This window comes from Aequorivita sp. IT1282 (assembly GCF_058068205.1).
Map to the genome: position 1 here is coordinate 1 of NZ_JBYRHR010000008.1, position 24,906 is coordinate 24,906.

The 24,906-nt window shown below is 36.0% G+C and carries 22 protein-coding genes; 14 read left to right on the plus strand and 8 right to left on the minus strand.

What is annotated here, in order from left to right:
- Positions 1 to 143: 143 nt before the first annotated feature.
- From AC3RVG_RS15445 to tyrS, 3 genes are all read left to right on the plus strand, one after another.
- On the plus strand, positions 144 to 488 hold the full coding sequence (locus AC3RVG_RS15445; RefSeq protein WP_489692379.1) for a DUF3024 domain-containing protein: 345 nt from the start codon (positions 144 to 146) through the stop codon (positions 486 to 488).
- A complete protein-coding gene (locus AC3RVG_RS15450) occupies positions 481 to 900 on the plus strand; it encodes a UPF0158 family protein (RefSeq protein WP_489692380.1) in 420 nt (139 codons plus the stop codon). The genes AC3RVG_RS15445 and AC3RVG_RS15450 overlap by 8 nt, the downstream gene beginning before the upstream one ends.
- A 387-nt stretch (positions 901 to 1,287) precedes the next feature.
- A complete protein-coding gene (gene tyrS / locus AC3RVG_RS15455; RefSeq protein WP_489692381.1) occupies positions 1,288 to 2,496 on the plus strand; it encodes a tyrosine--tRNA ligase in 1,209 nt (402 codons plus the stop codon).
- 328 nt (positions 2,497 to 2,824) lie between these two features.
- On the opposite strand, the gene AC3RVG_RS15460 is transcribed toward tyrS, so the two are convergent.
- Positions 2,825 to 3,880 (minus strand): IS110 family RNA-guided transposase, encoded by a 1,056-nt coding sequence (locus AC3RVG_RS15460; RefSeq protein WP_489692382.1) that lies wholly within the window; start codon positions 3,878 to 3,880, stop codon positions 2,825 to 2,827.
- 264 nt (positions 3,881 to 4,144) lie between these two features.
- On the opposite strand from AC3RVG_RS15460, the gene AC3RVG_RS15465 reads away from it, so the two are divergent.
- The 11 genes from AC3RVG_RS15465 to AC3RVG_RS15515 all read left to right on the plus strand — a co-directional run bounded on the left by AC3RVG_RS15465 (position 4,145) and on the right by AC3RVG_RS15515 (position 12,705).
- Positions 4,145 to 4,564: a VOC family protein gene (locus AC3RVG_RS15465; RefSeq protein ID WP_489692383.1), complete on the plus strand. Its 420-nt coding sequence runs from the start codon at positions 4,145 to 4,147 to the stop codon at positions 4,562 to 4,564.
- A 186-nt stretch (positions 4,565 to 4,750) separates the two neighbouring features.
- Positions 4,751 to 5,242, plus strand: coding sequence for a hypothetical protein (locus AC3RVG_RS15470; protein ID WP_489692384.1), 492 nt, complete (start codon positions 4,751 to 4,753; stop codon positions 5,240 to 5,242).
- Between the two features lie 144 nt (positions 5,243 to 5,386).
- Positions 5,387 to 6,247 carry an alpha/beta fold hydrolase gene (locus AC3RVG_RS15475; RefSeq protein ID WP_489692385.1) on the plus strand — a complete coding sequence of 287 codons (861 nt, stop codon included), beginning with the start codon at positions 5,387 to 5,389 and terminating at the stop codon, positions 6,245 to 6,247.
- Positions 6,248 to 6,261: 14 nt separating this feature from the next.
- Entirely contained in the window at positions 6,262 to 7,116 is an 855-nt protein-coding gene (locus tag AC3RVG_RS15480; protein ID WP_489692386.1) for an SDR family oxidoreductase, read from the plus strand.
- 146 nt (positions 7,117 to 7,262) lie between these two features.
- Entirely contained in the window at positions 7,263 to 8,294 is a 1,032-nt protein-coding gene (locus AC3RVG_RS15485) for a hypothetical protein (protein ID WP_489692387.1), read from the plus strand.
- An 11-nt stretch (positions 8,295 to 8,305) separates the two neighbouring features.
- Positions 8,306 to 8,704: a hypothetical protein gene (locus tag AC3RVG_RS15490; RefSeq protein ID WP_489692388.1), complete on the plus strand. Its 399-nt coding sequence runs from the start codon at positions 8,306 to 8,308 to the stop codon at positions 8,702 to 8,704.
- Positions 8,705 to 8,745: 41 nt separating this feature from the next.
- The gene (locus AC3RVG_RS15495; protein WP_489692389.1) at positions 8,746 to 9,291 is read left to right on the plus strand and encodes an RNA polymerase sigma factor; all 546 of its coding nucleotides are present in this window, start codon (positions 8,746 to 8,748) and stop codon (positions 9,289 to 9,291) included.
- Between the two features lie 2 nt (positions 9,292 to 9,293).
- Entirely contained in the window at positions 9,294 to 9,908 is a 615-nt protein-coding gene (locus AC3RVG_RS15500; protein WP_489692390.1) for a hypothetical protein, read from the plus strand.
- A 129-nt stretch (positions 9,909 to 10,037) separates the two neighbouring features.
- Positions 10,038 to 10,901 (plus strand): sigma-70 family RNA polymerase sigma factor, encoded by an 864-nt coding sequence (locus AC3RVG_RS15505; protein ID WP_489692391.1) that lies wholly within the window; start codon positions 10,038 to 10,040, stop codon positions 10,899 to 10,901.
- Between the two features lie 165 nt (positions 10,902 to 11,066).
- A complete protein-coding gene (gene rpe, locus AC3RVG_RS15510) occupies positions 11,067 to 11,726 on the plus strand; it encodes a ribulose-phosphate 3-epimerase (RefSeq protein ID WP_489692392.1) in 660 nt (219 codons plus the stop codon).
- A gap of 7 nt (positions 11,727 to 11,733) precedes the next feature.
- The gene (locus tag AC3RVG_RS15515) at positions 11,734 to 12,705 is read left to right on the plus strand and encodes a YpdA family putative bacillithiol disulfide reductase (protein ID WP_489692393.1); all 972 of its coding nucleotides are present in this window, start codon (positions 11,734 to 11,736) and stop codon (positions 12,703 to 12,705) included.
- Positions 12,706 to 12,859: 154 nt separating this feature from the next.
- On the opposite strand, the gene AC3RVG_RS15520 is transcribed toward AC3RVG_RS15515, so the two are convergent.
- From AC3RVG_RS15520 to AC3RVG_RS15550, 7 genes are all read right to left on the minus strand, one after another.
- Positions 12,860 to 13,621, minus strand: a complete 762-nt coding sequence (locus AC3RVG_RS15520) for a zinc-dependent peptidase (protein ID WP_489692394.1) — start codon at positions 13,619 to 13,621, stop codon at positions 12,860 to 12,862.
- A gap of 127 nt (positions 13,622 to 13,748) precedes the next feature.
- Positions 13,749 to 15,206, minus strand: coding sequence for a SusD/RagB family nutrient-binding outer membrane lipoprotein (locus AC3RVG_RS15525; RefSeq protein WP_489692395.1), 1,458 nt, complete (start codon positions 15,204 to 15,206; stop codon positions 13,749 to 13,751).
- A gap of 11 nt (positions 15,207 to 15,217) precedes the next feature.
- Positions 15,218 to 18,427: a SusC/RagA family TonB-linked outer membrane protein gene (locus AC3RVG_RS15530; RefSeq protein ID WP_489692396.1), complete on the minus strand. Its 3,210-nt coding sequence runs from the start codon at positions 18,425 to 18,427 to the stop codon at positions 15,218 to 15,220.
- Between the two features lie 389 nt (positions 18,428 to 18,816).
- Positions 18,817 to 19,350 (minus strand): DUF8685 domain-containing protein, encoded by a 534-nt coding sequence (locus AC3RVG_RS15535; protein ID WP_489692397.1) that lies wholly within the window; start codon positions 19,348 to 19,350, stop codon positions 18,817 to 18,819.
- A 346-nt stretch (positions 19,351 to 19,696) separates the two neighbouring features.
- On the minus strand, positions 19,697 to 20,056 hold the full coding sequence (locus AC3RVG_RS15540) for a heavy-metal-associated domain-containing protein (protein ID WP_489692398.1): 360 nt from the start codon (positions 20,054 to 20,056) through the stop codon (positions 19,697 to 19,699).
- A 93-nt stretch (positions 20,057 to 20,149) separates the two neighbouring features.
- Complete coding sequence (locus AC3RVG_RS15545; RefSeq protein WP_489692399.1) at positions 20,150 to 22,384, minus strand: TonB-dependent receptor; 2,235 nt, start codon at positions 22,382 to 22,384, stop codon at positions 20,150 to 20,152.
- Entirely contained in the window at positions 22,385 to 24,895 is a 2,511-nt protein-coding gene (locus AC3RVG_RS15550; RefSeq protein ID WP_489692400.1) for a heavy metal translocating P-type ATPase, read from the minus strand. It lies immediately after the preceding gene.
- Between the last annotated feature and the right edge of the window lie 11 nt (positions 24,896 to 24,906).

Consider the following 24,906-nt stretch of genomic DNA (forward strand, 5'->3'; position numbering starts at 1 on the left):
GTATTTTTAGGGTACTTTAATGAAAATAGCATAAGAGATAAACAAGTATCAATTAGACTAAGTCAGAATCTAGTGTAAAGCATGTGACTTTAACTTTGTAAACTATGTGCCTTAACGAACAGCTGAAAAAAAATTGTGAATGAATGAAAAATACTACAATTGATATAAACGAATCGACTATAAAAAATTACGTGGAATCATTACGTCCAGAAGATCCAGATATTCGTGCGAAACTGGACTTTGGTTACACTTATGATGGAAAAGTTGTTGTGCTTTATGAAATTCGTCCTGTTTGGAACAATCCAAAAGAAATTCAACATATCGAATTCGCAAAAATTAGATTTTATAAATCAAGGCAAGAATGGAATTTATATTGGATGCGTGCAAGTGGAAAATGGCAACTTTATGAACCATTTCCTAAATCAACACATTTAGATAACATTATCGATATTATCAAAAAAGATAAACACGGTTGTTTTTATGGATAATTCAAGACAAAATATAATTAAAGAAATTGCGCAGGAATTAGATTGCGGAAACGACTGTTATTACAATCCTAAAATGAACGAATTAATAACAATTCCTAATTTTGGGGAAATGATGGATGAAGATGAATTTCGTGAATCTTTTGGATCGGAATTGAAAAAAGTAACGAAAAACAAAGCGGAATTTATAAAAATAGAGGTTTTAGAAAGTTTTGAGTCTCTTAAAATTATGAAACGTTTTATTACCCAAATTGCGGACAAACAGTTTCAATCAGAATTGGAAAATATTTTGGAACGGAAAAAACCATTTCAGAACTTTAAAAACAGAATTGACAACTCGGATTATAGACAAAACTGGTTTGACTTTAAGCAAAACGAAGTGGAAAAAATAGTAGAAACACAATTAAACCGATGAAAAGCCAGCGCACAACAATGTGTATAAGCAATGGCTTGTTCTCACCTACTTGGAAATTCCTGCGGAATTTCCAATGGTTCGGTTCATTTTTATTAAGTTAGTTGCTTAAACACGCAACTATCCTTACACAAAACCGTTAGCAGCAAGCTAAAACAAAAATTACGATACAAAATAAATTGTAGATTAAAAATTTAAAATTACATTTGCATTAGAAAATGAAAAGATTGAATAACATATTACGCCTTCCTTATTTCAGCACTTATTATAACAAAATAATATCTGCTCGGAATGTCTATGTATATACTTCAAATAATAACTGATAATTATAAATTATAACATAACTAAAAAGCCCGAGCATTTGCTCGGGCTTTTTTTATTTAAAAAAATATGGAAACAATAAATAGATTAAAAGAAAATGTAGAAATCATTCTTCCTGAAAATGGTTTGGAGGAAAAGCTAGAACAAGCTAAAAAAGAGAATCGAAAGCTCATTATAAAACTTGGTTTTGACCCAACTGCACCAGATTTACACTTAGGACACGCAGTTGTACTAAAAAAACTCAGAAAGTTTCAAGATTTAGGGCATCAAGTTATAATTTTAGTTGGAGATTTTACGGCAAGAATTGGCGACCCTACAGGAAAGAACAAAAGCAGAAAACCATTATCAGTAGAAGCTGTTAAACATAATGCTGAAACATACATCAATCAATTATCTAAAATAATAGACATTGATAAAGTTAAAATAGTTTTTAATTCTGAATGGTTAGACAAATTATCATTTACAGAAGTGATTCAAGTTTTATCAAAAGTGACCGTTGCTCAGCTTATGCATAGAAATGATTTTAATAAACGATTTACTGAAAACACACCAATTGCAATGCACGAAATGGTCTACCCTATTTTACAAGGTTTTGACTCGGTAGAAATTAAAGCAGACATTGAAATGGGAGGCACAGACCAACTTTTTAACTGTACAATGGGGAGAAAACTTCAAGAAACTTTTGAGATGAATCCACAAATTGTAATGTGTATGCCATTATTAAAAGGACTTGATGGAATAGAAAAAATGAGCAAGTCGTTAAACAATACAATAGGTTTAACAGATAAGGCAAAAGATATGTTTGGAAAAACGATGTCTATTCCTGATAATTTGATTGAGGAATTCCTTCATTTAACAACCGATTTCTCTTTAAACGAAAAGCAAGCAATTAAAACCAGATTAAACAATGGAGAAAACCCAATGGAAATTAAAAAAATAATTGCTAAAAATATTATTACTCAATACCATAATAGCAGCCTAGCTAAACAAGCAGAAGAACATTTTAAAAACCAATTTCAGAACAAGAAATTTGAAGAAAAAGAATTTGAACCAGTATTGATTAATAATATCCAACAAGAAAAAAAGACAATTAAATTAATAGATTTATGTGTTCAACTAAAAAAAGGGGTATCAAAATCCGCCATCCGGAGATTAATTGAAAGTGGTGCTGTGCAAGTTAATTTGAAAAAAGACAAAGATATAAATACAGAAATAACCATAAAATCAGGTACAAAAATAAAAATAGGAAAAAGAGATTTTTACGAATTAATAGAATAAAGCCGGCTGCTAACACTGTGTCCTATGAAAAGCACTAATCCCGTTCTTCAAATATAATATTCAATTTCTAATTAACTCATAATGATTATTTTGGGGTGTTGGAATGTTGATAATTCCGAAGGATTATCAATATTTCAATACCATATAACTTGCTCCGCATCCTATATGTGATCCATCGTCAAGCGCGGTCACCAGCATCTGTATGATTATTAGTTATAATAAACCTGGCCACTTGCTATAAATGTGTGGTCCAACTCTGGAGCGGCCACCTACGGTGTTTTGTGATACAGGCTTTTAATACTTCTTTGTGAGCTTTGTTATCTATTTATTATTCTATGACCCCTATTGCATAAGGAGTTTCTGTTTTTATGACTGCCAAGGTCCTGCTCAATAATTTACGAGCGACCTTGATGATAATTGACTTGACGTTTTTTCCTAAATGCTTGCGGTAATAGGTTTGCATTATAGGGTCTGTCCTAATGGCCTGCCACGATGCTTCTATAAAGTAACTTCGCATTAATCTATGGGCGCGCATCGTGATTCCCGTGCTCTTCTGATTGCCCCCACTTTGGTGAATGCCCGGTGCCAGACCAACATAGCCCGCCAGATGTTTTATGCTGTTAAAGCGTCGCAGGTCGCCAAGCTCGCAGATGATACCGCAGGCCACGATCCCGCCTATTCCCGGAATACTTTTTAAAAGATAATAATCCTTCTTGTAATGCTTGCGGCAATAGGCGCGCATCTTTGTGGAGACATCGCGCAGTTCCTGATCTATGAACCTGAAGCTTCGCATTCTGCTATCCAGTGTCTCACGTGCCGAAGGATATGCAAAAGTTATCTCGTCAACCCAATAGCGGAACTTGTGGCTCCAGTGGTCGTTGTCAAATTCTTCGGGAACAGCAATGCCAAAATACAACAGCTGCATTTTTATAAAACTCTTTACGCGCCTGTAATCCTTAACCAGGTCGTTTCTCCTTCTGAAAAGACTGCGCAATTGCTCCCGCTCCACATCTGGAACGTGGATGCCCTCAAGCCTGCCATCTTTAAGCTCTCTGCTTATCAGCTGGGCATCTATTTTATCTGTCTTGGTAAAACGTTCCTTTCCCTTGCGATGGATGTCTGCAGGGTTTACCACTAGGGAAGTCCAGCCGTATTGCTCAAAACTGCGATGGGCGTAATAGCCGCAACAGCCAGCTTCATAGGCAGTAAAAACCTCGTGTTCTGGGAAATGTTTGGCTACATATTGTTGCAGCACTTCAGGTATTGGGGGCATCGCGAAAGACTTTCCTCCAAACAGATCGGTGGCGCAATGAACTTTCCAGCTCCGCTTGTGAATGTCGATGCCAATGTATAACTTTGGTTGGGCAGTGGGTTCTAATTTCATATCTTATTGTTTTGGTGAACTTTAAAGATACGAGACTCGCTGCTTTTTCATAGATGCTATAATTTATTGCTAGCCCTCGCCTACTCACGAATCCCGAAGCGTCGGTACTCACGGATTCTCTATTCGGTTTTTATTTGCTAAATTAGATGCATAACCACGCAACGATTTCATACCCAAATTCATTAGCGGTAATTATACACCAACACTCCCCGACTGACTGAAAAAATAAAATTTGTAATAACTTGATAACTAATTTTAAATAAAATGGCAAAACAAGTATTTATCAATTTAGCGGTAAAAGACCTGCAAAAATCAATGAGCTTTTATACAGCATTGGGGTTTACAAATAATCCGCAATTTTCTGACGACATCTCGAAATGTATGGTTTGGAGTGAGAACATTTTTGTGATGTTAATGACACACGAAAAGTTTACAACTTTTGCCACTAAACCTCTTGCTGATACAAAATCAAAATTAGCAGGACTTTTTTCTTTAACAGTAAACAATGTTGATGAAGTTAACAGAATTTTAAAAAATGGACTAAATGCAGGTGGAACTGAACCCAACGAAATGAAGGACTATGGCTTTATGCAACAGCGAACTATTGAAGATTTTGATGGTCACACTTGGGAGATTTTCTATATGGACATTTCGAAGTTTCCAACTGAGCAAACAAACGAATAAGGTGAATCAATTTTAAGAACTTGACACTATCATATAATGGCACAAATAAATCCTTACATTATTAGAAATGATTGAGGTTGGTGGATTTGTTGATATGTACGAAATGAACAGAGCTTTATATCTGGACTACAAACTGAAAGCAGAATAAATAGTAAAAGCATAGTTTTGAAAAGTAAACCTATAATTATGGAATTAACTACCGATTTTTTGAACAGCGAAAAAACCTTATACTTTTTCGCAGGGATAATCGGTGTTGTTTCGGTAGTAGTTGGTTTGCTTTTTTTATTATTTTCCAATCACAAGAGTTTTGCCACAACTATGATTGTAATTGGCATTTTAGAAATGGCAGTAATGCTTCCTACATATCTAAAATACCAGCAGAAAATTGATAGCAAGATTTCGGTTTATGAGAACAATAAAACGGATTTCGCAAAAACAGAGACTATAGCTGCCGAAAAGGCAATGAAGTCATTCTTTTGGCTCAAGTTGACTTATGGAATTTTGATTGTTGCTCTTATTCTGGCAATGTCGTTTTTAAGCCCCAAGTCTATACTTTTCGGAATATTTACAGCACTTATTTTACATTTCGCCTTTGCTATTACGATTGACAATTTTGGAGAAAAATACACCAAAAAATATCTGACCGAATTAGCAATAATGACAAAAAATGTGGCATAATACTACTTGTTTTTAGTAGATTGACTCTAAACTATTTTCGAACCCCGAAGCGTCGGGGCTCTCAAATCTTCTATTTGGCATATATTTGTAAATTACGTACTTAAACCACGCAACAAGCCATATATAAACAGGTTAGGCAACATTATGAAAAAAAATTATCTGCTTTATAGCCTACTATTTACGTTACTTATCAATACTTCCTGTAGCGTCTTGCAATGGCGGAAAACTGACGAAGAAATTCAAGAGAAATTTAAGAGTTCAAAAATTAATAGTGAAATTTACTATTTTGAAGTTGATAGCCTTGATTTAAACATTCGTATTCAAGAAATTAAGTCTGATAGTAAAAATATCAATTTGGTTTTCTTTCACGGAGCACCAAGTTCACTTTCTACTTGGGAAGGATATCTAACAGATAAAACTCTTTTAGCAACTGCAAATATGTATGCTATAGACAGGCCTGGTTATGGGTATACAAATTTTGGAAATGAGATAGCATCAATTGATGAACAAGCAAGAATATTTAGTTCCATTTTAACTAAAAAAGGATTGGACAACATCATTGCAGTTGGTTCATCTTATGGGGGTCCAATTGCAGCAAGAGTTGCAGTCTTAAATCCAAATGTCAAAGTTGTTATAATGATTTCACCCGCAATAGACCCAAATATTGAAAAAGATTTTTGGGCATCTCGATTTACCCAATGGAAATTAACGAGATGGATAGTACCAACTGCATATCGTGTAGCAGGAGATGAAAAAAAAATCCACGCTAAAGAACTTTCATTGATTGAAAACGATTGGAAAAAACTTACTATTCCAATAATTCATATACACGGAGAAAATGACAATATCGTTCCCTACGACAATATTTATTTCAGTAAAAAGAATTTTCAGAATGTAGAAATAATTTCAATTCCAGAGAAAGGACACGAGATTTCTTATAAAAATACTGATCTTGTCATTCCACATATAATTAAATTCATCAATCAAATTGAAGTGGTAGAATAAAAGCAATAAAAAATATGAAAATTGCAGTAACATCCGTCAATGGACAATTAGGGTCGGCAATTGTCAAGAAATTGATACAAGAAAATGGAAAAGAAAATGTTGTTGGCATAGCACGTACACCTGAAAAAGCAACACATCTCGGAATAGAAATTCGAAAAGGAGATTACAACAATCGCCAAGATTTTGAACAAGCACTACAGGGTATCAATACCGTTCTTTTGGTTTCGGGTATGGACGAACCTCAAAAGAGAATTCAACAACATAGAAACGTGATTGACGCAGCCAAGGAAAATGGTGTATCGAAAATAGTGTACACCAGCATAGTTGGAGACGAAAATAATTCGGCTTTCAGTCCTGTAGTTCAAAGTAATCGGAAAACTGAAAAAGATATTCAAGATTCTGGTTTGAAATGGGTCATCGGGAGAAATGGAATATATGTTGAGCCAGACCTTGAATATATTGACAACTATATAAAAGAAGGTGAGATAAGAAATTGCGCAGCTAATGGAAAATGTGCATATACAAGTAGATCTGAATTGGCAAATGCGTACCAAAAAATGATACTTGAAGACTCACATAACACCAAAATGTACAATTTGGTGGGAGAACCAATATCTCAAAAAAAATTAGCCGAACTTATTAATCAAGTTTATGATACACAACTTGATTTTAATGCTATATCTGTCCAAGAGTACACCAAAGAAAGGAAAAAGGAATTAGGAGAATTTATTGGTGGCGTTATTTCTGGGATTTATGAAGGAATTAGAAATGGGGTATATAATATCTCTTCAGATTACGAAAAAGCAGCAGGAAGGCCTCACAAATTAGCAGTAGAATTATTACAGGAATATAAAAATGGTGGGAAATAACGCTGCCTAAAAAGAATAAATCCTGACAACGCCTTCTTCCAAAATTTTGGAGGAGGGCGTTTTTCATATTTTAATAATAAATTCATATTAAACGCAACCTTTTTAAAATCGACAGACTATAGGGAAACAACTTAATCATAAATCTCATGAAAATATTATGCTACAGCCTGCTACTTTTAGTACCGTTTCTATTTTCTTGTGAAGATGAACCCATTAGCAAAGCAGATCCTTCAAAAGTTATTCAGGTGAATTCTGAACTTTATGAGCTTATTGAAAAAGCCGCAGGAAACGATTTTGAAAACGAACTAACCTGTATTGATTTCAACTACTCCTTCACATTAGTGATTTACGATGAAAACATGGATATTTTTGGATACCAAGTTATAAATAGTGATATTGAATTCAGCGAGTTTTTAGCCACCTTGGAAGAAGGAAAATCCATCAGTTTAAGTTACCCCATAACCAGCATTTTAGATAACGGAGAGCCATACGTAATAAATAATAATGAAGAATTAAAAGAAGCTATTGATATGTGTTTGGAAGCAGACACAATTACTACTTGCAATAATATTCTCACCGAGTTCACATGCATTTGGAGGATAAACCATTTGGACGGACCAAATAGTGATTACGACGGAGCTTATTTTGAAGTGAGCAATACCGGAAATGTAGGTTTGTATTTTAAAGACAATTCATACGGTGGAACTTGGGTCACCTATTTTATTGAAGACGATTTACATTTAAACATATTTATAATTGGCGATGAAAACGTAAGTGATCATTGGAATTTTGATTGGAAAGTGGTCAGTTTTGACGAAACCCAAATGGAAATCACCAATGGTAATGACCGTTTTTTACTCACCAAAGAATGCCTCGCCCCTTGCAAAAAATTTCTATTTGAAGAATGTGAAACACGGCCAGGTTCCCGAAGAGCCGTGTTTGATTTAGAAAGTTATTTTGAATGCTTTTTCCCACTTACTGGAATTTCTAATCCCGCAACCGTAGCAACAAGCTATTATGAAAACTACGAAGATATGATGGCGGGCACCAACCCTATTGAAAATTTACTTTACGAAAACTCCATAAACCCTCAAGTTATTTATATTAGATTTGACAATGTGAATACAGGAGAGATGGTTGCATTTTTACCAATAATTTTAAAAGCTATTAACTGTTAACACCTACAATTATGAAAATCAATTTCTTTAGTATTTTAATGATTTCGACACTATTATTTTTCTCCTGTTCAAACGATGATGATAGTTCTCCGAATGAAGAAATTCTTCAAAATTCTTGCGAATTGAATCACGGGAATTCAAAATTTACAGAATGTTGCCTGGAAGGACCAATAAAAGTTAAACCGGGAAATACATTTTATGCATCCTTCACTTCAACCTATATAAATCCAGAATTTAGTTGGGAGGTCCTAGGCGGTTCACTTGAAATTATTGAAGGAGGAAGTTCTGCAAGAGCAAAATTTAAGGCAAAGCCAGATTTTGTACGTGATACTCTTCTTGGCATTTCACAGCTTAATACGCCAAATGGAATCATGATATGTTCCGATTTGATAGTTATAACCTCTGAATAATCAATAGATAATTTGACCACTTTTACCTAATATTGGTGTATTTGAAAACCGAAGAATTAATAAAACTGTGCATTAAAAACGACCGGATGGCTCAAAACGAACTATTCCGGAAGTATAAGGATACCCTTTTCTTTATTTCGCTGAAATACTGTAGAAACGAGGTTGATGCCGAAGACAATTTACACGATGCTTTTATAGCCATTTTTCAAAAGATAAAAACATATAAAAACAAAGGTTCTTTTGAAGGTTGGATGAAGCGGATTACCATTTATAAAGCAATTGATAAATACAAATTCAAAAAGCCTGTAAATATTGAAATAAACAACGACTTACTTGAGGAAACGGTTGAAACTGAGGAAGATTTAGATATTTCATTAAACGAAATTTTAAAACTTATTCAAGCCCTGCCCGACCAATACAGGCTTGTCTTTAACCTGTATCAAATGGATGGTTTTTCGCATAAAGAAATTGCTTCATTATTGAATATTTCCGAAGGCACATCAAAATCGAACTACCACCGCGCAAAGATGCTATTACGCGATAAAATTACCGACTATAATAAATCTCTTAATCCAATAGCTCATTAAAGATGAAACATAAGAAAGACATAGGAACGCTTTTTGAAAATAAGCTGAAGGAAGGAGAAAAAGTACCAAACGACAGCCTTTGGGAAAAAATAAACACTTCCTTAGACGAGGAAAATCGCAAAAGAAAAAAAGCCATTTTCTATTGGCTCTTGAGCGGTGGAATATACGCTCTTTTAGGATTTTTGCTAATAATTAGCAATGGAATGCTGTCAACCACAGCAACGACGATTGATGAAAACGACACTAATTTAAGCGCAAAACCAAGCACTATTCTCAACAAAGAAAGTAATACATCTACTTTTGAAGTTTCAAAAGTAGATTCAATTTCAAATAAAAATGACGAACAGCTTTCCAGACTTAATACAACAAAAGAAGATTCTATAAAGCAGTCGAAAATAATTTCAGCAGAAAACGCTAAAAGCAATACTAATAGTACTTCTTCAAAAAATAAAATTACAGATAATACAGTTCGCGTTTCAGAGAAATATTACTATTACAATAGCCGCGACGGAAAACAAATCGTTACCGAAGACAAAGCGGTAATAGATAGTTTAATTTCAGAAACAAATAAAACATTAGATTCCACAACTATTAAAAAGAACGACAGTTTGAAATAATAAATATGTATTCTTGTAGGATAAAACAGTACGGTTTTAAAAAATTTAAATCTTTTGTAACCTTTTCCGTATTTGTTACGTATAACCTTATACACAAGTTTAAAACTTAATCTACAGGACATACCTTAAATGAGACAACTTAAAATTACAAAGCAGGTTACTAATAGGGAAACTGCTTCATTAGACAAGTATCTTCAAGAAATTGGTAAAGTTGACTTAATCACCGCAGACGAGGAAGTAGAATTGGCACAGCGCATTAAAGCGGGTGACCATCTTGCTTTGGAAAAATTAACCAAAGCAAACTTACGTTTCGTAGTGTCGGTGGCAAAGCAATACCAAAACCAAGGCCTAACCCTTCCAGATCTTATAAACGAAGGAAACCTTGGCCTTATTAAAGCCGCGCAACGTTTTGATGAAACTCGTGGTTTTAAATTTATATCGTACGCAGTTTGGTGGATTCGTCAATCTATTTTGCAAGCTTTGGCAGAACAGTCTCGTATTGTTCGTTTGCCATTGAACAAGATTGGTAGCATCAACAAAATTAATAAAATGTACGCGTATCTTGAGCAATCTAACGAGCGCCCTCCTTCTGCTGAAGAAATTGCAAAGGAACTAGATATGACCATCAACGATGTAAAAGAGTCGATGAAAAACTCTGGCCGTCATGTATCCATGGATGCGCCACTTGTTGAAGGAGAAGACAGTAACTTATACGACGTTTTACGTAGTGGCGAAAGTCCGAATCCAGATCGCGCTTTGTTGCACGAATCACTTAGAACTGAAATTGAACGCGCGTTGGAAACCCTAACTCCACGTGAAGCAGATGTTATTCGTTTGTACTTTGGTTTAGGCGATCAGCACCCAATGACTTTGGAAGAAATAGGTGAAACTTTCGATCTTACTCGCGAACGCGTTCGTCAGATTAAAGAAAAAGCTATTAGAAGATTGAAGCACACTTCACGCAGTAAAATATTAATGACATATTTGGGATAGCTTGAGCTACCTAAAACGCTAACGACAGTATAAAATTCCCTCGGGAATAAAATCTGTTCGTTTTTTGATTGATGAATGAACCCTGGGCTGATTACCTAGGGTTTTTCATTTTATTTACCTGCATTCCACCTTAATAATTCATATTTTTGCAAAAACATTTAAAAAATGAGCCACACAATTATAGCCCCATCAATCCTCGCCGCAGATTTCGCTAACCTTCAGCGCGATATTGAAATGATAAACAATAGTGAAGCAGATTGGTTTCACCTCGATGTAATGGATGGTGTTTTTGTACCGAATATTTCTTTTGGAATGCCCGTAATAAAAAGCATTGCAGCGCACGCCAAGAAAACTTTGGACATACACTTAATGATTATTGATCCGGACAGGTATATAAAAACATTTGCAGATTTGGGAGCGAATATACTTTCAGTTCATTTTGAAGCTTGCCCACATCTTCACCGTACGCTTCAAGGCATAAAAGCTGAAGGCATGCAAGCTGGCGTAGCCATAAACCCACATACAAATGTTTCGCTCTTAGAAGACACTATTAACGATATTGATTTAGTGTGTATCATGAGCGTGAACCCAGGTTTTGGCGGACAAAGTTTTATTGAAAACACTTACAAGAAAGTAAAGCAACTTCGAAAAATTATTGAAGCCAATGGTGCTTCCACTAAAATTGAAATAGATGGAGGTGTAACCAATAAAAACGCAAAACAACTTGTTGACGCGGGTGCCGATGTTTTGGTAGCTGGTAGTTATGTCTTTAGCGCGAACAATCCTACCCAAACAATTTCAGATTTAAAAAAACTTCTAAAATAATTCTTGAATGTCAATTGACAAAAAGCTCAAAGACGTTCTAATTATAGGCGCAGGACCCATTGGCATTGCGTGTGCGTTAGAATGCAAAAAGAATGGATTGGATTATGTAGTTATTGAAAAAGGTGCACTTACCAATTCCATCTACAACTATCCATTAAATATGACCTTTTTCTCTACTTCGGAAAAATTAGAGATTGACGATATTCCCTTTATAAGTAACAATCCCAAACCTACTCGCAACGAAGCGCTGGAATACTATCGAAGGGTTGCTACTTCAAATAAACTTCAAATTAATTTATACGAAGAAATTTTCTCGGTTGTAAACACTGAGAATGGTTTCGTAATTACTTCAGATAAAAACACCTATTCAGCAAAAAATATAATTGTAAGCACTGGGTTTTACGACATTCCAAAACTGCTAAATGTTCCGGGGGAAGATTTACCGAAGGTTATGCATTACTACAAAGAAGCACATCCTTTTGTTATGCAAAAAGTAGTAGTTGTTGGCGCAAGCAATTCGTCTGTAGATGCAGCTTTAGAAATATGGCGAAAAGGTGGCGAAGTAACGATGGTAGTTCGAGGTTCAGAACTAGGCGATCGCGTAAAATATTGGGTAAAACCTGATATTGAAAACCGAATTAAAGAAGGAAGTATTAAAGCTTTTTTTAATTCTGAAATAACCGAAATAACTGATAAATCTATAGTTATTAAAACTCCCGAAGGCACGAAAACTCTTGAAAACGATTTTGTAGTTGCACTTACTGGTTACAAACCAAATTTTGAGTTTTTAAAACAACTAGGAGTTACGCTTAGTAACGATAAAAATCAATTGCCTACATACAATCCCGAAACGATGCAAAGCAACGTAAAAGGGCTCTATTTGGCAGGGGTTATCTGTGGAGGTATGGAAACTCACAAATGGTTTATAGAAAACTCAAGAGTACACGCAAAGATTATAGTTGAAAATATTAAAAAGTAGCAGTATTCAGTTGCAGTTTGCAGTGAAATTCTTTTGAAAGTATTCTTCCAATATATAATACCTAATTAACAAATTCGATTTAAAAATCTGCAAAATTGAAATTCAGCAACTTTTTTGTGTGGTTATAAATAACAGGGAAATTGCTTTTAAAGTCTTAGGGAGATTCAAAGAAATATTCAGCCAATACAGCCATAAATTCATATTGATTGGTGAATGCGTAGGCACGAAAAAATTCTGTTCTATGCAACTTCTCTTGCACTTCTTTAAGCGACAATTGCTTTAAAATATTTTTGAACTGTTTCGAGAATCGCACTGAATCTAAATCTCGCCCTCTTCTGGCTTCAAGCTGCATTGCGTGCATAAATTCATGGATTCCCACATTCAGATTGTCGTTACTTATTCTAAAACCTTCTTCAAAATCCTTCCACGACAGCACTAAGGCTTTTTCCTTTGGATTAAATTCACCTTTGTGGTAGTTTTTATTTATGGTGCTGAAAAACTCCTCAGGATATATAAGTATAAAATTAATTAGTGAGTACGAGTAATTTTTTCTTCCGAAACTGAGCATACATCCTATAGCAGCAATCAACACGATCATTTGTTCGGTAACAACTAGATTTTCTCTGTCTATAAATTCCTTTTCAGAAATAAAATGGGCAACTCTGTGTTCAAATTGTTTTTTATGTTTTTCTGAAAGCTTTTTATAAAAACCGAATTCATTTTTAAGTATCACTAATTGCGAATCCGAAAGCTTTTTATAAGTAAAGTAATGTCTAAATGGAGGTTTGCTATAAATTGAAGCATACCAATATTCCAAAAGGGTTAAAAAGAAGTATACAAACCCAATCAAAACTATTGCAGTTACATAGGGAGCAAGCCAAGGAGCATAGGCTTCAGAAAGGAAAAAAAACAGCATAGGTTCAGGGTATTTCGTAAATATAACGTTTTTATAGTTTCAATATTTTCTGGAATTAAAGCAAAAAAAATCCCCGGCTAAAAGCCGAGGATTCTTATATAATTGAAATTGCTTTGTTAGCTATTTCTTAAAAATCGAATGTATAAAACTTATCCCAAAACAACTGAGTTTCGGCAGCGTCACCACCAATAGCGGCTGAAGCAGCATCGTAATTTGCACGATTCAAAGTTTGCTCTCCAACAGGATATAAATAACGAACTGGGAAACCAGAATCAGCACCAGTTGGCTCATCCAAAATTGGATAATCCAAACGACGTATAGAAAGGTAGTTAGCAAAAGTTCTGTTGTAAAGACCTAAGTAAGCTTGTGTACCAATAACTTGTTTCCAAGCTGGAGTAGATGTACTTGCAGCTAATGCGCTAGTATAATCTACTGCTGGATTTGCAAGGTAACCTGCTACATCATCCGCATTCCAAAAGTCGAAAGAAGCAGTAATAGCAGCTGTATAATGCGTTGCAGCGTCACCGCCAACAGCGAATCCTCTTGCAGCACCTTCAGCCAATAAAAATCTAACTTCAACATATGAAAGAAGAACACCAGGCTCAGATGGATCTACTAAACGATCAGCAACGTGAGAGAAGTTTGGGTAAGCAGAAATCTCACCTATTTGACCACCAATATACTCACCATCAACATCTGTAAAATAAGAAGGTCTTCTTGGATCTTCCAAACCATTCATTATATCGATAATAGTAACCGCAGCAACATAGTCATTACGACCACTTAAAACCAAGTTATTATTCATTGGGTTGTTGTTTGGTGCAGATGGAGAATACATATAACTTCCGTTATCTGCATTGCTTGTAAATACACCACCTGTAACAGCAGATGCTACAGTTGAAGCAGCTAAACCACTATCAACATCAGAAAGCATAATACCCATTCTTAATTTTAAAGAATTAGCAAATTTTTTCCAATGTGCAACATCACCACTGTACATAAGATCTTCACCACCACTAAAGCTAGCAACACCAGTATTCATTCCACCGATGGCTGCACTTAAACGAGCAATTAAATCTTTGTAAACAGTTAGACCGTCATCATAAACTGGCAAAAGATTATCAATATCTAAAGCTTCGCTATAAGGAACATCTCCGTAAGTTTCTACCAAGTTACTGTAAGCATAAACCGTAAGAACTTCAATAATAGCAAGTTTGTTAGGTTTAAGTGCATTAGTAAGATCGTTGTCAGTCTCAGAAATAATTCTAGCAGATTCGTCTAAATCTTTTAGAACGTCTCTGTACATTTCTCTCCAGTGAATATCAGGAATACCACGGGTAATTTGATCGTATCGACTTTCATCTGTATACGTCGTTTCCTGCAGTTGTTGCGTCCACAATCTTAAGTTGTTATTGTTTACGTTGGGAGTCACAATTTGATCAGCCAACTGCTTTTGAGCAGCGGCAAATAAACTTTCACCACTAACCGCAGTAGGATCCTTTATATTTTGGTTCAGGTCCTCAAGACTGTCTGAACACGACACGGCCATAACTGCCGCAGTTAAAATTAAAAATATTTTTTTCATTTGTCTATATATTAAAATTGTGCTTTAATGTTAAACCCGTAATCTTGGGTAGTTGGCAATGAACCAGTAACATATCCTTGAAGGTTACCAGAGCTCAAACCTGCTTCTGGATCAGCATATGGCAAGTTTTTGTCGATTATCCAAAGGTTAGAACCTGAAACGCTAAAAGACAAACCAGTCATAAATGTGTTATCAAGATATTTTGATGGCATAGTGTAAGTAAGTGATACTTGACGAAGTTTTATGTAACTCGCATCGTATACAAACTCTGCAGCTGGTAAAGCAGCATATCCAAAACCACTAAATCCGTTAGCATCAGTTCTAGTTGTATTTGTAGAACCATCAGGGTTAACACCTGCGTTGATGTAACCACCACCATTCTCTAAAGTATTTCTAACAGGATTTCCTAAATCATTAGTAAATGCTGTGTTTGCATAAATACCAGTCGCTTGACCGTAATACTGGTCAAGAGAGAAAAGGCTTCCGCCTTCTTGAATATCGATAAGGAAACTAAAAGAAAGGTCTTTGTAAGTAAAGGTGTTTGTAATACCTGCTAACCATTCTGGGTTAGTATCTCCAAGAATGTTGTTTGAAGCAGGAGTTTTAAGGTAACGTCCACTTTCTGGATCAACAACTCTTTGACCATCTAAGTATACATAATCTTGACCGTAAATAACACCGTAAGGCTGACCTAACTCTGCGTTAATAGAAACACCACCTTGGAAACTACCTAATTGTAGGTTTGTAATTCCATCAGGCAAAGCAATTACTTCACTCTTGTTTTCAGTCCAGTTTGCATTGATCGACCAAGAAAAATTATCATTTTTAATTGGCATAGCATTTAAGGAAACCTCAATACCTTTGTTTTGAATTTCTCCTGCGTTAAGCAATTTACCAGTATAACCAGTAGATGCAGAAATTGGCACAGTAACAATTTGGTTAATAGAGTTAGATTTGTAGTAAGATACATCAAAACCTAATCTGTTATTTGCAAATCTCATTTCTAAACCTGCTTCGTAACTTTTAGTACGCTCTGGCTCTAGATTAGCATTATTTGCTGTGTTAGGAATAGAATTTCCTACATCACCATTAATTACATAAGTATCTTTCAATCTATCAAAAGGAGCTCCGTTACCTACTTCAGCGTAGTTTACACGAAGTTTACCAAAACTAATAGCATTAACATCTAACAATTTACTGAATACAAAACTTGTTGAAACAGATGGATAGTAGAATGAACTATTTTCCTTAGGTAAAGTAGAGAAACGGTCTCTTCTTATTGTACCATCTAAATATACAACGTTAGCGAATCCGAAAGATGCACTAGCGTAAACACCATCAACTCCAATTTGTTCAGCTTGTTCAGCTGGGTTTGGAAGTGCTGAAGCACTATTCTGTAATGAATAAAGTCCTGGAATCACCAATCCACCAGCGGTAGATGTTGTTAAAGAATTGAATTCAGTTCTTCTAATGTTTGATCCTAAAATACCTGCAAAACTTAAGTTTTCAGTAATGTCTGTATTGAAGTTAAACATTAAATCGTAGTTTGTTTCAGTAGCTGTAATGTCTCTTCTTAAGTAACCAGAATCAACGTTTCCACGAGCAACACCAAATGTAGTTGCAACAGAACCAACAGCTCTACGCTCTTCTTGACTTTCGTTATATGTATCAGTAGAAACTCTACCAGTAATATTAACCCAATCAGCTAGTTCGTAGTTAAGTTCGAAGTTACCAATAAAACGACTTCTATTGTCATTCTGGTAGTTTTCGTAACGTGTCCAGTATGGGTTATCCCAATAAATTGGAGCAGCACCTGGCTCAGAACTTCCTGGGTTCCAGCTTACGTTTCTACGTGTAGCGAAATAAATATCTTTTTGAGCTTGTAAATCTGTACTAACTGCCCACCATTGTTTCATGTTACCTACTACGTTATCATTATAACCAGTAGAGTTACGACCCAATGCATCAGTCTTAATATAGTTAACAAAACCGCTTGCTTTTAGTTTTTCACTAACATCATACGTTCCACTAAAGATAAAGTTATGTCTATCTAAAGTACTATTAGGCATTAAACCTGATTGGTCAATTTTAGTATAAGACATACGGTAAGAACCATTCTCCATACCATTTGAAATGGAAATAGAGTTAGTAAGTGTAACCGGAGTTTCAAAGAAAGTTAATGGACCATTCTCTGCAGCAGTGTATGCCGTTTTCTTCAAGTAGTTAGGTGAAGAAGGATCAAATGAATCCCATTGGTAAATAAACAAGTTTGGATCAAAAGCAGGACCGTAAGATGCATCATCAACATAGTTTTCTACTTGATCGTCTGTACCGTCACCGTTGATATCTTCAAAAGTAAAGTAATCGCCGTAACCAGGACCGTATTGGTTTTGGTATTCAGCAAAAGTACTTTTGTCGATAAAACCAACAGTAGCATTTGAGTTAATAGTAACTCCCATGCCTTTAGATTTAGTACCTTTTTTAGTTGTAATGATAATTACACCGTTAGCAGCACGTGAACCATAAAGAGCAGAAGCCGCCGCACCTTTAAGTACGTTAATAGACTCAATGTCGTCTGGGTTAATGTCCGCCGCAGCGTTACCATAATCATAATAGTTACCAGAAGCCTGAGTCTGACCAGCAGAGTTGGTGTTTCTGTTACTAATTGGCACTCCATCAATTACAAACAACGCTTGGTTATCACCAGTTAAAGAAGCATTACCTCTAATAACTACGTTGGTAGAACCACCAAAGTTGTTGTTTCTTCTAATTTGAAGACCAGATACTTTTCCAGAAAGGGCGTTTGTAAAGTTGTTCCCTTTAACTGCAGCGATATCTTCTCCTTCAACTTGTTGCGTTGAATACCCCAATGATTGTTTCTCACGAGATACACCAAGCGCAGTTACTACAACCTCGTCCAACATAGAACCAGCTTGCATAGTAACGTTCATTTTATTTGAAGCCCCAATAGCAATCTCTTGGGTTTCAAAACCTACATAGCTATAAACAAGCGTCTGTCCAGCGGCAGCATCAATGGTATAGTTACCATCAAAATCAGACTGCGTTCCGGTACTAGTACCCTGTATAATTATGTTAACTCCTGGAAGTGGTAAACCTGTGTCATCGGTAACCGTTCCGGAAATTGTTTTTTCCTGTGCAAATGATAGCTGCACAATCAACACTACTAATAGTGTTAAAATTCCACTAAACTTTGTTTTCATTTTTTTGTTTGTTTGAATTAGCCCACCAAAAGTGCCAATAAAATCTTACAATTCCAACTTTTATGCAAAGTAGATTATGAAAATTTTATCAAAAAGTTATTTTAAAAAACTCGTATTTCTCCAAAATCTATCCCAAATTTTCGCAAAGGCTTGGTTTTCTTGCATCTGTGAACGAATTCAAAAATTAACAAATACAAACAACTACCCCAAAAATAATTTAAATTATTTACTAACACTGTACTCAAAATTGCCTCAACAACGCATACCATGGTGTTTTGGAGCATTTTAACATATTTCAAGAACCTCTTTAAAAACTGTTAATTATCTTCAGATTATTCAATAAAATCCTGTTTTAAAAAGCAAGTTAATTCAGAATATAAAGAATAATTCTACTTGCTAGAACCCTCCCCTTTAAACTGCTGCGAAACACTTTTAAAAAGCACATTAAACGTTGTTAAACTACCATAACACCTAGTTATATATTGCTGAAGATCTATCTTGTCCTGATCGTCCATTTCTTTACTCGCGTTAATTTTTTGCTCCATTACACGAAGCCGATCGCGAAGCATAACTATTTTGTGGAAAAAAGTATCAATCGGAATTTCTTTTGAACTCAAATTTGAATCGGCTGGTTTCAGAATAATTGTTCCACCCTTCCACTTGTCGGCTATCGGAACTATTTCGCTGAAACCATTCCACTTTTTAAGAATGTCGCGAAGGCTTTTTTCAACATCGTAAAAACTTACGGTGTCTACTTCATCTTCGGCTGCTTCAATAATTTCAAAATCATCGTCTGTTGCAATTGTTTCTAAACCATCAGCTATAAAAGTTACCCAATACATTTTTGAAGTAACATTGGTAACAACTCCCTTTCCATATTTGGGATGATCTATTCGAGAACCTATTCCTAATATTTGTTTCATTTATTTTGATTTGTAATTTGTGAAGTAAAAATATGAAATAGGGTTGAAACCACACATTAATTTTAGAAGTTGCCACCATGAAAAAACCATCCGTCTTTCGAGGGATGGTTTCTTATGGTTTGCAAATAAACCAATCGCAGACTACTTCTTCTTAGGAGCAGTTGGCGAAGCCTTTTTGTTATCCTGTTTAGCTGGTGTAGCTTTCGCAGGTTGCGGCTTTTTGTTACCTTGTTGTTGTGACATAACAGTTACTTTTTTTAATTAACAATATAAAGGTAAAAAGAGGCGCTGTTAAATTATTCTCTCCTTGGCTAAAGTTTAACAATAGCTTTTTGTTGAAGAAAAACTAATCATTTTTATGATCGTCAATCACTTGCTGATCGCGATACTTACAACAAGGATCTATTTGATTATACACCTCATCTTTGGCTTTAATTTCTTGAGTGTCGTGGCCGCTATCGGCTATGCTTTGCTGAATTGTAGCTAAATCGGTTTTTCCCTCATTATATATAAGGTTTAGCTCGTGCGTGTCTACATTCCAAACTGCAGACTTTACGCCTTTCGCCTGTATGGACGCTTTCTCAATTCTGTCTTTACACATATTACACACGCCATCTACCTCAATAGTGGCTTTGGCATTTTTGTCTTGGGCAAAACCTGTTGCACCAATAAACATTAAACTGAAAATTAAAATTGCTTTTTTCATATTCAAAATATTAGTTGTTGTTATTACTGATTATCGATTACTTTATTATTGATGTATTTGAGATGAATTTCATTATTTCAGAAATCTAGCATATTAATTAATTCTATAGCGAATCCCCGCATAATACGAACTTCCAAAAACTGGACCATAAACGTACGTGGTGTCAAAAGTTGATCCAAATGGATTATCGCTTCCTGCTATTGGATTATTCTGTTTTACATTCGTTATGTTTTCCCCGCCCACATAGACTTCAAAATTAGGCGAAAAAACTTTAGTTACCTGTGCATTCACGGTGGATACACTTGGCGAAAATTCGGACAGCCCAATGGTGTTTAAATAAGTTTCGTTTGAAGCAAATCGCTGCTCACCCAAATAGTTGAAAGTTGCATCAAACTTCCAGTTTGACCCATTAGTTTTTTGATGTGTTTGAAACGAAGCATTTGCAAAAAACCGATGGTTTGGCGTTAATGGGTTTTGCTTCTTCCCGCTTAAATAAGTGGTCTCCACATCGTAATATTTATAAGCCAATCGCATATCGAAATGTTTAAACGGATTATAATTAAACTCCACTTGATAGTTGTTTGAATAACTGTCTCCTTCCAGATTATAAAAATTTATCTCTGTAGGATTTTCCCAATCCACAACTATTTGGTTTACAAAATCTGTTCTGTAAAAATCGAAAGTGATATCGCCTTGTTGTCCAAAAAGGTTAAAACCCTGCATAAAGGAAACTCCATAATTCCAAGCAATTTCAGGATCCAAACCGTAAATAGCTCCACCATTGCCCAAAATATTTAAGCTTCGCGAAGTAGCAAAAAGGTTTTGATTTTCGGTAAAAATATTAGCACTACGCTTTCCTCTTCCCGCAGAAACTCTAAAAGCCGACTTTTCCCAAGGCGTGTAACGCAAGTGAAAACGAGGTGTTAAGAATGCTCCCAATCTATTGTGAACATCGGCACGTATTCCGGCAGTAAAGTTTAAATCGCCCAAATTGTCAAAATTGTACTCAAAAAACGCACCAACAGAATTTTCAATTCTATTATAATTTTCAGTTAAAACTAATTCGTCGTAACCATCGTAAGTTGCGCTAACGCCTGTTTTTATTTTATGTCGCGAATCGCTTATTATAGAATTGTACAGAAAATTAGCGTACAAACTATTGTGCTGAATATTGTAATCGTTTAATCCAAAATAAGACTCTTGATTGTGATGGCTATACGCAAGTTGCAAACCACCAGTTTGCCACGGAATATCTGGATTTACGAAACCAAATTTACCCGAAAGATCAATGCGTTCTGTTTTAATCTCACTTCCCCAAGCGTTTGTGGTACCGCGATCTGTTTCTTCATCATAAAGAATTTGTCCCGTCTGTTTTTCATCATTCAAATAACGAATATTAAAAAAGCCCACATAACCATTTTCTTGATCTACGTATTGCCAACGGTTCATTACATTAACTTGACGCATCAATGGAGCGTCGAGAAAGGAATCGTCATTGCCATCAAATTCGGTATCTCGCATATTTCCGTGAATATATAAACCAGTGCTCCATCGCTCGCTCACTTTTGTATTAAGGTGCGTATTCAACTCAAAACGCCCGTTTCCTGCGCCATAAGCATTAACAAAAAGTTTATCGTCTGTGGAAGGTTTTTGTAATTCGGCATTAATTTGTCCCGCAATACTTTCGTAGCCGTTCGTAACACTTCCGGCACCTTTGGTAATTTGAATACTTTCCACCCAAGTGCCAGGAATAAAACTTAAACCGTAAGCTTGTGAAGCTCCACGAATACTCGGTACATTTTCAGTAGTAATTAAAATGTATGGGCTTGTTAAACCCAGCATTTTAATTTGTCGTGTTCCCGAAATAGCGTCGGCAAAATTTACATCAATAGACGGATTTGTTTCGAAACTTTCAGCCAGATTACAACACGCTGCTTTTAAAAGTTCTGCACTACTTACATTCAAAACATTTGCAGATTGAATAAAAGAACGCGCAGTTGCTTTCTGCCTAGCCGTAACCGTAACCTCATCAAGATTGGCCGTAGAAACTAAAGAATGTGAAATCTTTTTTCGTGAATTTACCGATATAGTATCTGTTTTATAACCCACATAACTAATGACGAGTTTTTTGTATTCAGGTTTATACGAAATTTCAAAATTACCGTCAAAATCAGTAACCGATCCCACCGATGTATTTAACCAGTAAACATTTGCACCACCAAGCGGAACTTCTTCGTTGTTTACATTTTCAGTAATGGATCCCGTTATTTTTTCCTGTGAAAAAACAAAAAGTGGGAGTATAAATAGTATGTATAGTATATTTTTCATTTAATCAATTTTTGCTGTGCGCAAACGAAGCGCATTAGTAATTACAGAAACCGAGCTGAAACTCATTGCCAGCGCGGCAATCATTGGTGATAATAATATTCCGAAAACTGGAAAGAGCACTCCCGCGGCAATTGGCACCCCGATTGTGTTATAGATTAAAGCAAAAAATAAGTTTTGCTTGATATTGCCCATTACTTTTTCACTTAAATGAAAAGCTTTTACAATCCCGTGCAAATCACCTTTTACTAAGGTAATTCCGGCACTTTCAATGGCTACATCAGTTCCGGTTCCCATCGCAATTCCCACATCGCTTTTTGCCAAAGCTGGAGCATCGTTTATTCCGTCGCCAGCCATTGCCACTTTTTTGCCTTCGGCTTGCAATTTTTCAACAACTTCCATTTTGTTCTGCGGAAGCATTTCAGCTTTAAAATCTGTGAGATTTAATTCGGAAGCCACTGCTTTTGCGGTATCGTGATTATCGCCAGTTAGCATTATAACCTGAATTCCTTTTTCCTGAAGTTCGGCGATTGCTTTTTTACTGGTTTCTTTAATTTTATCAGCGATTACAACATAACCCACTACTTTTCCGTCAATAGAAAGCATCGGCACAGTTTTACCTTTTTGCTGCTCTTCTGTAATTTTCTTTTGAAGCTCTTCGGAAATAGCTGCGCCAGCTTCTTCCATCATTTTATCGTTCCCGAGCGCTACTTTTTTTCCGTTGATAATTCCTGTAACACCTTTTCCCGTTACCGAATCGAAATCTGTAGTTTTTAAAACTTCGGAATTTTTTTCCTTTCCGTATTTTACAGTAGCATCAGCCAATGGGTGCTCACTATTTTGATTCAGCGAAACAATATATTTAAGCACTTCTTCTTCTGAAATATCTCCAGAAGTCCCCACTTTTTCAACTGACGGTTTTCCCTCTGTAATTGTTCCGGTTTTGTCAATAATCAAAACGTCAATTTTGTTAAGTATTTCGAGCGCTTCGGCATTCTTTATAAGCACACCGTTTTGGGCGCCCTTCCCTACTCCAACCATAACAGACATTGGTGTTGCTAGACCTAGCGCGCACGGACAAGCGATTATCAAAACCGCAATTGCGTTAACTAGGGCATAAACATAAGCTGGCTCAGGCCCGTAAATAGCCCAAACAACAAAAGTGATAACCGAAATTAAAACCACTATTGGCACAAAATAGCCCGAAATTTTATCTGCCAACTTCTGAATTGGCGCACGGCTTCGGCTGGCTTTATTTACCATTTCAATGATTTGTGAAAGCAAAGTGTCGCTTCCTACTTTTTCGGCTTTCATTACAAAAGTCTGTTTACCATTAATGGTTCCCGAACTCACTTTATCGCCCACACCTTTAGAAACTGGAACTGGCTCACCGGTAATCATTGCCTCGTCAATGGAGCTTTCGCCTTCGAGAATGCTTCCATCCACTGGGATTTTTTCGCCTGGTTTTACACGAAGTTTATCGCCGACCACAATTTTATCGATCGCAATTGTTTCTTCTTTTCCATCAACAATTCTAACTGCTTTATTTGGTGCTAATTTCAACAACTCTTTCACTGCCGAATTAGTGCGATTGTGTGCACGAGCCTCCAAAACTTGTCCCATTAAAACTAGGGTAAGAATCACCGTCGCTGCTTCAAAATAAACGTGCACGGTGCCCATTTCTGTTTTAAATTGTGCGGGAAAAAAGTCTGGAAATAGCATCCCGAAAACACTAAAAATCCAAGCAACACCTGCACCAATCCCGATGAGGGTAAACATATTCAAATTCCAAGTTTTTATGGAGCGATACGCACGTTCAAAAAACATCCACGTGGCATAAAAAACCACTGGAATTGAAAGTCCGAATTGTAACCAATTCCAATTACCCATTGGCATCAAATCGTACAATGGATTGTTTGGAATCATTTCAGACATTGCTATCAAAAAGATAGGAACCGTGAAAGCTACCGCGATCCAAAACTTTCTCAATAAGGTTTTATACGATTTGTTTTCGGCAGATTCGTCCACTTCTTTTGGCACTAAATCCATCCCACAAATTGGGCACGAACCCGGTTCGTCGCGAACTATCTCGGGATGCATTGGGCACGTATATTCTGTTGCCGTATTTGCTGTAATTTTTACTTCTTCTACTAAATCCATTCCGCAAACAGGGCAGTCGCCAGGCTTGTTGTATGTTTTTTCGCCTTCGCAGTGCATTGGGCAGTAGAAAGTTCCGGAGCTACTTTGCTTGTCTTTTTTTTCTTCCTTTTTATCTTGATGCTTTTGCAATGCTTCTGCATCATCGGGAAGAGAAATACTATAGCTTCCGCCATCGTCTTCCAAAGCTTTTTCAAAAACTTGTAATGGAATATGCTTTTCCATTTCAATGACGGCTTCGGCTTTTTCGAGGTTAACCGATGCTTTGGAAACGCCTTCAATTTTGTTCAGCGTTTCTTCCACATGACCTCGGCAGCCATTGCAAGTCATTCCGTGTATTTTATATGTATGTTTCATTTTTATTTTTA